Source organism: Lysinibacillus sp. FW12 (genome assembly GCF_050817245.1).
Taxonomy (GTDB): domain Bacteria; phylum Bacillota; class Bacilli; order Bacillales_A; family Planococcaceae; genus Lysinibacillus; species Lysinibacillus irui.
The window spans coordinates 994437-1006387 of sequence record NZ_CP139094.1 but is presented as its reverse complement, the minus strand read 5'-3'; the positions used below and the strand labels follow the sequence as shown (position 1 = coordinate 1006387).

General features: G+C 34.3%; 9 protein-coding genes. All 9 read right to left on the bottom strand.

The annotated features are described in order from the left end of the window. Positions 1–1356, bottom strand: coding sequence for a tripartite tricarboxylate transporter permease (locus tag SJW71_RS05150; protein ID WP_016995237.1), 1356 nt, complete (start codon positions 1354–1356; stop codon positions 1–3). Then, positions 1353–1793 (bottom strand): hypothetical protein, encoded by a 441-nt coding sequence (locus SJW71_RS05145; protein WP_274794332.1) that lies wholly within the window; start codon positions 1791–1793, stop codon positions 1353–1355. The genes SJW71_RS05150 and SJW71_RS05145 overlap by 4 nt, the downstream gene beginning before the upstream one ends. A 3-nt stretch (positions 1794–1796) precedes the next feature. Continuing rightward, positions 1797–3053, bottom strand: a complete 1257-nt coding sequence (locus SJW71_RS05140; RefSeq protein WP_431811829.1) for a hydroxymethylglutaryl-CoA reductase, degradative — start codon at positions 3051–3053, stop codon at positions 1797–1799. Between the two features lie 137 nt (positions 3054–3190). Beyond that, positions 3191–3739, bottom strand: coding sequence for a helix-turn-helix domain-containing protein (locus SJW71_RS05135; RefSeq protein WP_004228161.1), 549 nt, complete (start codon positions 3737–3739; stop codon positions 3191–3193). A gap of 693 nt (positions 3740–4432) precedes the next feature. Next, positions 4433–4582, bottom strand: a complete 150-nt coding sequence (locus SJW71_RS05130; protein WP_004228154.1) for a hypothetical protein — start codon at positions 4580–4582, stop codon at positions 4433–4435. Positions 4583–5722: 1140 nt separating this feature from the next. Further along, positions 5723–6631, bottom strand: coding sequence for a hypothetical protein (locus tag SJW71_RS05125; protein WP_431811828.1), 909 nt, complete (start codon positions 6629–6631; stop codon positions 5723–5725). A gap of 315 nt (positions 6632–6946) precedes the next feature. After that, complete coding sequence (locus SJW71_RS05120) at positions 6947–8764, bottom strand: DUF2357 domain-containing protein (RefSeq protein ID WP_431811827.1); 1818 nt, start codon at positions 8762–8764, stop codon at positions 6947–6949. Further along, on the bottom strand, positions 8748–10652 hold the full coding sequence (locus SJW71_RS05115; protein ID WP_269897731.1) for an McrB family protein: 1905 nt from the start codon (positions 10650–10652) through the stop codon (positions 8748–8750). The genes SJW71_RS05120 and SJW71_RS05115 overlap by 17 nt, the downstream gene beginning before the upstream one ends. After that, positions 10627–11730, bottom strand: a complete 1104-nt coding sequence (locus SJW71_RS05110) for a hypothetical protein (protein ID WP_431811826.1) — start codon at positions 11728–11730, stop codon at positions 10627–10629. Before SJW71_RS05110 ends, SJW71_RS05115 begins: the two co-directional genes overlap by 26 nt. Between the last annotated feature and the right edge of the window lie 221 nt (positions 11731–11951).

Sequence of the window (11951 nt, the reverse complement as noted above, 5' to 3'; positions counted from 1 at the left end):
TTAAATGCCGAACAGCTGTAGCATAATCCAGCTTGATGCGTAGAATACCATGAATTGCACACCGGCCCCTACACCTAAAATACGATTTAATAAACCACCAACAGTTGCCACTGTAAATGTTAACACTACTCCTAGCAATTGTGCCTCGTTATAGGCAAGCAAAAATGCTAATCCGATGAACATTGCTACGATTGCTTCCTGGCTAATATATTTCAATACTAATACAGATGCTTTACGTGCATAATTCATCGCAAATGGATAGGCAATTAAAGCAGCTACACTTATACCAATTAACCCAAAAATAAAAAAGTCCCAAGAAGACATTAATGTGTGTAAGTTGTTTACTGGATCTACTGTAAAAATTGGTGGTGCATTAAATAAAGGTGACGCTGGTCCAAGTGCTACTGGGCTTAACGGAATACCGAATGCAATTAATGGAATAATCGCTTCAGCAATATAAGTCGATTCCGTTACACCATTCATGACAGTAAGACTCGTTGTTGATTTTTTATAGGCACCTTTTGTACGAGAGCCTACAATTTCTCCCATCAATGACGTCATCCCTACAGGACTAAAAACAAATGTAAGGGAGGAAAGAAACGTTGTAATGCTCGTAAAAATGGTCTGCCTTTTCGATAAAATTTTAAATGGATTCGGGAAATAGCCTTTCCATGATTTCGTTTCGGGAGCAAGATTATATTGATTTGGCTTACTGCGAGCTAGATCATTTTTAGCAACAGAAGAAGCCGCCATTAAAATATTACAAAACATCGGTCCAATCGCAATTCCTAAAAAGAATGTGATACTTAAATGTTTATCAAGCATCGCAAAGCTAACGCTATCTAAAGCTTTTATGAAAAATGCAAATGGAATAATAATTAAAATACTTGCCCATTTTCCCTTTGAAAAGAATGCGATTAAAATAGCGGCAAGTGTAAAAATAATGCCTGATGAGGATTTAAAGAAATCGGCAAATTGACCTAAAAACTGACCTAAAAGCACAGCTGTTGGTAGGGCGATAAATGCACCGATGACGCCGCCGGAAATCATTTTACGTAGTGCGACGTGCGGCATCCCTAAACGGCGTAATGTATTGGCATGGTCGATTAACGGTACAGCTGTTGTATCACCAGGAATACCTAATAACGCAGTTGGTACAGCATGTGTTAAGTGCTTTGCTAACACCCCCGCCATGAAAAAGGCGAATACTCCTTCAGGAGGCGCTCCTAGCAAAATAACTAACAATGTAATTGGTACCATAATTGCTGTTTCATCTGTACCCGAAATAAGTCCAATTATAGTAAAGATAGCTGCACCAAGAAGTGCAAATAAAAGAGCTATTAAATAAATACTCATTTTTTATCCGCTCCTTTCAAGCCTTGTAAGCTAGAAAGAATACCAAAATCCTCAAGCTCTTTTTTTGTCACTGGATCTTCCTCGATTAAACGTATTTCCTCGTCTATATCAATTTGTAAATCCTCAAATGCTTCCTTTAAAGAATGACTAGATGCTTCATCTTCTACTAAAATACGCTTTGGTTTAAAAAGAATCGTATTAATAGCAACAACAATCAGAATTCCCGTGATTCCTGTTAACAGTGAATAAGAGTTAATCATTTGAGGGTCTGCAAACTTCGGAAAAACCCACTGGCCAAACTGATAGCCTAAAAAGCTTGCAGCAACGCTTAAAATAATTGAAATAATTAATTGATTTCCAGAAACCGTGTCTCCTAAAATTTCAATAAACTTCTTTTCCTCTACCTTTTTTTGCTCATTGTATGGAGTATTCGCCATGTATTATTCACCTCGCAGAGAGTTTGTAATCTCTAAAACACGATCATAACGGAAATCCTTCTCTTCTACCGCCTGCTGCACAACACGATCAATAATATCGCCTGTTGCCCCAGCCATTACAGCCAAGTTTTTCGCATGTAGACGCATATGACCAGATTGAATACCCTCTGCTGAAAGTGCTCGTAAGCTTGCTAGATTTTCTACTAATCCTACTGCGGCAATGTAGCTGGCTAGCTCCTCTGCAGATTGCACATCCATAATTTTTAGTGCTGCTTTTGCAACAGGATGAGTTTTCGTAGCCCCTCCAACAATACCAACAGCTAATGGCAATTCCAATGTTCCAACAAGATTGCCTGCTTTATTCAGCTCCCACGTTGTTAAAGAACGATATCTACCAGAACGAGCAGCATAGGCATGAGCACCAGCCTCAACAGCACGTGTATCATTACCCGATGCTAATACCGCAGCTGTAATACCATTCATAACCCCTTTATTATGTGTGGCAGCCCGATACGGGTCAGCATCTGCAAATTCGTAAGCACTTACAATATTTTTCGCAATCTCTATCCCCCCGAGCATTTCTGTCGAGAATTCTCCACGCGCACGGACAATACGCTTATCTGCTAAATTTGAAATAATTCGTAGCACTACTCGTCCATTTGTAATCCGCTCAATTAATGGTGACACAGATTCTGCCATCGTATTGACAGCATTTGCCCCCATTGCATCCTTCGTATCTACGATTAAATGGACGACAACCATTGTTTCTTTTGCTGTGTCGATTAAATGTACTTCTATATCCTTCACTCCACCGCCTAACTTCACTAACGTTGGATCTTTTTCATTACAATGCTCGATGATCTCATTTTTATGTTCAAAAATTTTCGCCCTTGCTGCATGAGGGTCCTCAATATTTAATACCTGAATCTGTCCTCGCATAACTGTCCCCGAGCTGGAAGTAAAAATACCACCTAACTCATATGCTGCTCGTGCCGCATTACTAGCCGCAGCGATTACTGACGGCTCTTCCGTAGCCATCGGAATAAATACCTCTTTGCCATTTACCTTAAAGTTGGCCGCTACCCCTAGAGGCACTGAAATATGTCCAATAACATTTTCAACCATTGCATCTGCAAGCTCTAATGAAATTCCACTTTTTAAAGCTTCAACTTCCTCGTTGGTTAAATTTGATTTTTCAGCGATTAACTTAATTCGCTCGTCTACTGAAAGTAAATAAAATCCTTTAATACGTGAAGTCATCCCCATACCCCCAAAAATAAAAAAGTGTAATATAATTCAACTTAGTTGAATAACATTACACCAATTGTAAATTGTCTGAATAGTATTGTAAACAAGAAAATTGTATTTTCGATAATATTTACGTTTAAAGAAATGATTTAATCCTCAACATAAATTGTTAATACCTTTGAGTTTTCAGCAGAATTGTTAATAAAGATATGCTCCTTTTTCCCAGAAAAATACGCAGAGTCACCCTCTTCTAGATGGTAAAATTTATGATCGTATTTCAAGACGATGCTACCAGAAATGACATAAATAAATTCATCATTATCGTGTGTATAAGGAGCTAAATTTTCCGCCCCATTATGTACAGTAACAATAGAAGGATTGATATTGCTCATATAGCTCTTATTCGCTAACAGCTCATATTGATAGCCAAGTTCATTCGTCTCAACAGTCTCATGGCGTTCTTTTTTCGAAACAATCGAAATGCCATCAAATTGATCCTGAATAACAAACCAGGCCATTGGCACATCAAATATTTCCGCAATCTTGGACAATGTCACCAGACTCGGTGTCGCTTTACCATTTTCTATTTTTGAAATATGACTTTTCGTTAAATTAATCTGCGAAGCTAAATCATCCTGAGACATTTTATTTTTCTTCCGCATCTGCTTTATTTTTACTCCAACTTCTAGTAAGTTCATCTATTCCAGTCCCCTCGATCATTTCGGTTTTTACAATAACTATACTATATTTTTAAATGATGGATAGAAAAATACGGGAGTATAAACCCCATCATTTTCGTCTGTGTTATCAGTTTTATCCCAATATGAGAGTTAAGATGCTGATAATGCTAATTGTCTAATATGTATTGACACCCTTTCTACATAAAAAGATCAGACACTCACTTTTATATGTGTGCCAGATCTTTAGAATTTTGTCTCAGTTAGTTATTATAAAGATTATATAGAATTTAGTTTTAATCTAAATATTAATTTACGGAATTGCTGAAACAACTTTATTTGCATTTCTGCCTTTTGCTTTTTATTCATGGTTGGTTAAAAACCCTCATTTTAGACAGCTTCTTGTAAATTGACTAAGTTCTTGTTATTGTTATTGTTACTGCAAAGCTTGAGATACAAAATTGAACATATTTGAATTCATCTTTGGTCCACCATTCATAGTGTTCCCATCGATTTTCTGTGCGAGGAAAATCGAGGGTAGGAAACGAAATGGGACTCGCATTACAGGCCGTGAATTTAAGAAAGTTCACAGCCAGTAGCTAAGGGCTATCTAGAGACAACATAAAAAATAGAGAAATCCGAATTTGAATTCATTCAAATTCGGATTTCTCACTAATTGAGGCTGGTTTTGTCCCAACCACGTTTTCATTCAAATTATTGATCTGTTTGTTCTTGCTTCTTTTTCAAATACTCCGCACGTATTTTCTCAAGTTGCTGCTTTTTATCAAATTTGGCTGGCTTGTTTTTTTCATGATACTTTGCCACAGCCACCTTACCTTTAGTATCCAATTGATATTTTCCCACTTTGGTTCACCTACTTTTCCTGCCTTTAAAAGAAATCTATTCAACAAGTATAGTATACCTTATTTTGCTGATGTAAACCTTTTTCCTATATTGGTGAACTGCTTAACTTTAAATTCAGTAAAAGCTTAGTAAATAATTCATAACCAAAATATTTAAAATACCTGTTTAAAGCACATATTTCAGATGATGATATCTTTATCCTTATTTACCGCTACAATATTACTCATCTTTATGTATGGAGACGGCGGGTCTTGAAACGAAAATTAATAAAAGTGCTAAAAAAACAGCTTTTTCAAGAAGTTTTCGGCACCAGTTTTAATACCTGACCCACAGTTTGACCCAAAAATAGAAAAGAGATAATTTTTCGCTTACGGAGGCAATTATTTCTATATCTACCATAAAGGATTCAATTCAATATTATTTTACACTTATATATGCAATAACTTATTATCAAATAGTTTGAAAGTTAATGTTAAGTAGTCTTTCTTTTTGGTAACTTTCCCTCAAGTACGTTGTCATACTAGATAATTGTAGACTATCTCTAACTAATAGTGTGTTCTGGTCTATTTAAGTAATATAAAACCTCATAAAAGCCATCACTTAATCCAACAAAATATTATATCAAATCTCCACGATACATGCCAATATTGCTAATAGCTCTGGCTTCAAATAGATTATCATTAATCTTTGCCACAAATAAGTAATCAAGACGTGAGTGAAATTCAGTGGGAATATGTTGTTTATTAAATCCAATAGAGTATGTTCAAATATTCTATCACTACTATGTGCCTCATTATATTAAAATCTTTTTTCCCAATCAGTAAGATTTAATCTGGATACTCCACTCCTATGATCTTAAACCTTTACTCTACGCATTTTAGTTTGTATTAGCCATAATTAAAATTGAACCTCTCAAACTAACATACTTAGATACCTCCTATTAACTTATTTTCACAAGTATCAAAAAATCCAATTTTTTATTGAATTGGCTAAGCCTTCTGAACTTTATTAGAATAGCAACGGTTTATATAGAGATAGAATCCAATTTCACCTGTGCAATAGTGTAACTTTGAACCTATTGAAGATAACTAAGGCAAGGGAAAATAAGATTAAATTATAAACTTCTTAATTATAAGATTTTTAATTACTTTTTTTATTCACTATCGAATATATATAATAATGGATAATGTATGAAAATGCCCCAATTAAAAATACCATTAAAATAAATTGATCACTGTTAATGATCGCTTCAGCTATACTTCTTTTTTCATCTTCCGACACGGTTTCTTTTTTCTCTCCAACATACATTGTATCAGTAAATACATAAACTGTTACTAGAGCAATTAAAATGTTTATAGTTGCTGATAAACTACCTTTTTTCTTCTCTACTAATTCTAAGACGGCCTGCTTTCTCTTTTTAATGATTATATCAATACCTCTTTCAGATAAATTCGTAAATATTATTGTTAGTAATATTGAAACAACCATTCCTATGTTGAATAAATTTCTTTCTAAATCTATTGGTGAATTATAAAAAAATAATATTATTAGTGCCCCAAAATAAATGATACTAATAAACACTACATATTCTAAATTTCTTTTTGCTACAACTGTATCCTTACTATTCTTTTTAAATAGAACAATAAATGACATTAATCCTATAATAGATAAAATAGCTAATAGCATAACTTTAAAATTATCTGCTGAAATTAATTGTATAGTTAAAAAGACAACCAGTATAATCCACATTGAATTTACTATATACTTAAATAAATTTATTAAAGATATTAAAAAAATATCAATATCACTATATCCCTTTATAATAGAAGTCGAGTATTCAATAAACCCCAGTAATAAGTTAGTACATGCACATATAATAACCAATGTTAAAATAGTATATGTAACCTCTCCAAAAAAAGGTATTAGAAAATCATATATTTCTGCAAAATTATAACTTCCTAACGTTATAAAAAAGACTAACATTAAAATAGTGGCTATTGAGAATATTAGTTTTAAATATTCTTTATCTAATTTCGATATTTTCTCCATAAAATTACCTCTTAATTTAATATGATTCTGTCATTTTGATTTAAAATATATCATCATATTAGACAAATATAGTATTTAATTATCTTATTCTTTAAGGAAAAAGCGCACCGCCAAATGCTACTTTATATCTAACAATTGGCGATGCACTACATGTGTAGGCTATATTTTGCAATACAAGAAGTTATTGAGTTTACAAAATCCAGACAATAATTTTCATTTCTTTGGGTCCCTTTACTTCTGTCTTACTCTTTCATGTATAGATATATTTCTTCCTCTTATCATAAAGACTTTATAGTAAATAGAAGTTTTTTTAACTTACTTTGTTATATCCTGGACAATCATTTTCATCTCTTCAATTGCTTCTAAAATATGTTTTTTGAAATGATGATTTTCTTTCCCAGGAGTCAAATCCATTGGACGTACAAAATATTCATCCACATCCCTTCTCCGCTCTTTGTCAACTTTATAAGGAAAAATTGGCCATACCTCTGCAACAGGACGGAAGCGGTTCAGTATCCTACTCATTGCTCTCCCTTTTAAAAACCAAGGACTGCGACACGCTGTGGTATATGCATCAAGTTGCTTCATAGTCTTAGTTTGTTTACTCGTCTTAATCAATTGTTTATTCCATATGGAAGATAAAGGGCGATATTTAAAGTCTAACAGCAAACTTCCAATGTGGCCATGTTCATCATAAACATCAATTCGACAATCTGGCAATCGATGATGAGAACTTGTGTATAAAGGATTCTCAATGCCGGTATCCTCTGCAGAAGAAGGTAATTCTTCCTCGTATATGACCCGAACACGAAGTGTTCCATCCGTTAACTCCACATAAGAACCTTTTCGCAATTCGGGAACAGTGATTCCGTTTTCAACATCAGCTATATCGAACAACCAACCTTTTGTTGCTGAAAAACCCATTTCTTCTGATAAGAACACCCTAATGACCTGGATAAATCCCCAGATTTCATATAAATAGTCAGTTCTCTTCCAGTGATATGTATAAATCGGATCTAAGGTCACAGAGGTATTGTCTTTTTTTAGATTTCGATATACTTGATATAGGATTCGATATCTACTATCTGCAGAAATGGCCATTGGTATTTCTTGTAGAAATGTTTTCGGAAAATTTTGTACCCAGGGTGCATGTAACCATCGGCTCCATGCACTTCGAAACTGATTTGCATCTCGTTTCATCTCTTGAATCTGGTTCGACACCTTCTCCTTAATCCTGATACGTCCCTCTGCCTTTTTCCCCCAACGACGTAGCTCTTTCATTTCCCTATTGAGTACATCCTCATATGAAAGTAAAAATTGATAAAGCGTTTGGGTTGTAGTTGCTAAGGTTTGTACGATATGCAACATCCAACGGTTTTCTGGCAAATTGTAGCTAATAACCGACTTGGCCTCTTTAATAACGTCTTTCTTGTCCGGATGCTGTGAACGAAATTTGATAGTTTCTTCACCAATATGTTTCGCTAAAGCATCAGGGACAATTTCATAGTCTTTCACAATCTGGTAACGGGGCGCTTTTTGAATCTCCTCAATCGCATTTAACAAACGTGACTTTTCATTCCTGAGCAACAACCATTGCCTCATATAAGTAATTGGAATGGGTACATCTTCTTCACTCGTGAGATTTAAGTTTTTTCGGACCAAATCTTGCGCCAATCCTTGCAGTGTGTCCTCAATCTCTTTGCGCATGGTTTCCCACTGCTCTTCAGTGACTTGTTTTGGCTTTACTCGTAACAACGTATAATAAAGTTTATCTTCTATTTCCACCTTCACTTGATAAAATCCCGGTATCAATGGGTAATATGTATATCCATTTTGCTCACCATTTGCAAACAAGATTTGCTCAGTTGGCGAAGAAGGAAGATATACATCTCCTAAATTATCAGACTCTACTTGACTCTCTGGCAACATATCTAATCCATCCATATAAAACTTAGCTGAAGATGAACATATAAATAGCACAGATAAATCTACATTTTCTGTAACTTCCACAATTTTATCTTCAGGAATAGAAAATATCGATTCCTTGTTGTCTACAAACACTGACACTTTCTTTTCTTTTCGGTATTCCTTGGAAGGAGAATGAATAAATACTAAGCTACATGGTGTATCCATTTAGTTTTAACTCCCTTGCTTTACTAATAACATTGGTACGAGCCAAAATAAAATCTGATACCTGACTATACTTTTCAAACAAGTGAAACAATTTACTCTCAGAGACAGTATCCTCTCCTTCTATGTAGACTCCTACCAAACCTTTGAGCATCTCTTCAGGACCACGAACCTTAGTTAACACTCGTTGTAATATTTGAAAATCAACAGCCTCTCCTCTAATAAAAGGGCATGATACAGGCATATTTTTTATATATCGATCGATTTGTCTAACGACGCGAGGGCCGATCCCCATTTTTAAACTGGTTTCTTGCAACAAACGATGTAAGTCCCATAAAAAAGACAGCTCTTCTTTTGTTAATTGAACTGAACGAAGATGTTTATCTCTATATGAAGCATATTCACTAGCACTTGTGCTTCCTTTTTCGTTTGGCTTACTTTCCTTCTTTTCTTCAATCTCTAAAAGTTGATGATAAGGAAGCACCTCTAACTCAATTACATTCGCCCTGTCTAGTACCTTATCACTAAATTGGTGAGTTGTTTCATCGATATTTACAGTTCCAACAAACATCACATTTTCGCGAATCGAAATAAACGGCTTGTATTGTTCATTATTATAAAAACGATGCTGCAAGTCTTCATTGTATAACTTTAAGACTCTATTATCTGTTTCTAGCAATGATAAAAACTGCGCAAAATAATGCTCTACCCTAGCTAAGTTCATCTCGTCAAAACATACAATAAATAATTGGTCTTTTTCACTTTCAGCACGGATAAGTGTATTTACCAACCCAGAGTCCCCTGGTCGGTAGACATTATGTAAAGTATCTGGATACCCAATTAAATCAGTATCATCTGTCCAAGAAGGACGAACTGGTATAAAGTTAACTTGGGAGGTGGGCAATCGTAAGGCCTTCGCATATGCATGAACGAGTTGTGATTTTCCAGTTCCACTCATACCTGCCAAAATTACAAGTGACTGAGTTTTCATAGCAATATGAAAATTATACAAATCCCTTTCAGAATAAAATAGTCCTAGCTCTTTCGTTTTTGCTATAAACTCTTGTAAAAACTCTTCTTCTTTATTATTATCTTCAACTGCTTCCTTTACCACAAATGCTTGTGATACTTTATCCTCTTCCATCTGCTGATAGACAGGAGATGATTTCGATAATTCCTGTAATACTTCTTCATTTAAATAATCTGGGAAAAACCAAACTGCTCCTCCCTCCCAATCATATACTTGCTGTAGGAATTTCTGATCACAATTTAACTCTTTTAGTTTACCTTTTTCAATAAACCGGAATCCCCCATGAGCTACTGTATGAGATTCAAATTCTCCGTAAATCTTGATGCTTCCCTTTTTATCTTTCCATACTAAAAAAGATGGAGTGTCTTCTTCATGTTTAGAAATATCAGGGTTATCTCCGATATAATTACGTTCCAATAACCTAGACTTAAACTCTTCTTCGTCAATTCCATCTTCTTCTTCGAATACTGGTATCGGAATTAAAGAAACATCTCGTGTAAAAGACTCTTTCTTTCCAATAAGATATACATTGGTTGCTACATGAAATTCACGAAAGTTACTCGATATTTTTAGTTGTGGTTGAAATACCAAGAGTGATTCTTTTAAAAATTCTTTTATACGCTCTGTACGTTCATAATCATTCAGGGTTAAATCATCCTCAAATCCCCACTTTTCTAGTTCTTCAGCATAGCAGGTAATATGACGTACATTTCTTGGAAAATCGTTTGGTTCATAGGAAATGATTTTTAAGTAAAATTGAAGAGTATTATTTTGGTTAACAAATACACTTCTTCCTTCGACTACTTCATGTTCTTCAGCAAGTACACTTACTAATTTAGCTTCCCACTTTCTGTTTCGCATACTCCTCACGGCCCTTCTCAATTTCTTGTTTCAATTGTTGAAATGTTTCAATCTTTTTGATGGATATATTTGTTTGTCTTTGAACATTCTTAAGGAGTTGTGGATCTAATTTATAAGTAAGTCCCCAAATCTCTTGACTGTCAGTAAAGTCGACTTTATCTAGTTCTTTTCGTTCCACAATTTTCACGTCAAAAGGACAATTGAGAAATATGGAACTGTTATGAGGATTTCCCAGTAAATAGATTTTTCTCATAGTCTTTCTATCTTTCTCATTCTCCAGTTTATTTTCTTGGTTCAACAAATTAGAGTAACATTGTATTTTTTCATTTTGTATAGTCTCTATTTGGAGAAGTAGTGCTACTTTTTCTTTTTCCCAATTCTCTTTTGCTACATGGTAAGATAATTTTTCACTTTGGTATTCTTGTTGTAGTTGATTATACTCGGTTTTAAGAAGTTGATATTCTTTTTTCTCCTCCTTTTCCTTTTCTTTTTTCTCATCCTGGTAAGCTTTATATTCCGATTGTAACTGTTCAAAATCATCTTGTAAGATTTTTAATTTTCGCTCTAATTTCTTTTGAATTTTCTCCCATTTCCCTCCCTCTTTTGACGACGCCTCAAGTTCTTCCTTAAAAGACTCTTTTTTTTCATTATCTTTCTTAACAGAAGTAAGCCATGTCTCCATAACAGTCTTACGTTCCTCTTCCATCTTTTGCAACCCTTCTTCACCATGCTCTCTCTTCCAACAATCGAAAAGAGTGATAGCTTTGTCTTCTTCTTTTCCTGAAAGTAATTTTAATAGTATAAGTGAAGGTGGAATATTTTTAATTGATTCCAATTCTTTGTCTGACATATTTAAAAAATCATATGCTTCATCTAGCTCTCCACTTAGTGAAATAGAGCTATTTGCCATTCGTTGTATATATTTTGGTTTCAATAGTTGCATAATCATTATATGCTTAGGTGGTAATTTACTACCTTTTCGAAAACCTGGAATTACAACCTGAACCGTATTCACTATTTCACTTATCTGTTGGTCTTCCTGTTGATTTAGAACCCATTTCCAAATCTCTTTTAACACGTTTATCTCCCTCATTTTCGTTTTTCCTTTTTATGAATTTGTTCCTTTAATAAGGTCAAGTGACCATTATTATAGTACTAATGGTATTCTAATTATACCAAAATTTTCTTATAAATAGTTCATGATTAATAATTAATGGAATAAATCAAAAATAGTAAAGCTATATTTCAATCCCATACTTGGGTTGAAACCTTTTTTATTAAAGGACTAAATACACTATC

Bases quoted from the DNA above. Each gene is read 5' to 3' on its own strand.
- SJW71_RS05150 (WP_016995237.1), bottom strand. From the start codon at position 1,356: ATGAGTATTTATTTAATAGCTCTTTTATTTGCACTTCTTGGTGCAGCT.
- SJW71_RS05145 (WP_274794332.1), bottom strand. From the start codon at position 1,793: ATGGCGAATACTCCATACAATGAGCAAAAAAAGGTAGAGGAAAAGAAG.
- SJW71_RS05140 (WP_431811829.1), bottom strand. From the start codon at position 3,053: ATGACTTCACGTATTAAAGGATTTTATTTACTTTCAGTAGACGAGCGA.
- SJW71_RS05135 (WP_004228161.1), bottom strand. From the start codon at position 3,739: ATGAACTTACTAGAAGTTGGAGTAAAAATAAAGCAGATGCGGAAGAAA.
- SJW71_RS05125 (WP_431811828.1), bottom strand. From the start codon at position 6,631: ATGGAGAAAATATCGAAATTAGATAAAGAATATTTAAAACTAATATTC.
- SJW71_RS05120 (WP_431811827.1), bottom strand. From the start codon at position 8,764: ATGGATACACCATGTAGCTTAGTATTTATTCATTCTCCTTCCAAGGAA.
- SJW71_RS05115 (WP_269897731.1), bottom strand. From the start codon at position 10,652: ATGCGAAACAGAAAGTGGGAAGCTAAATTAGTAAGTGTACTTGCTGAA.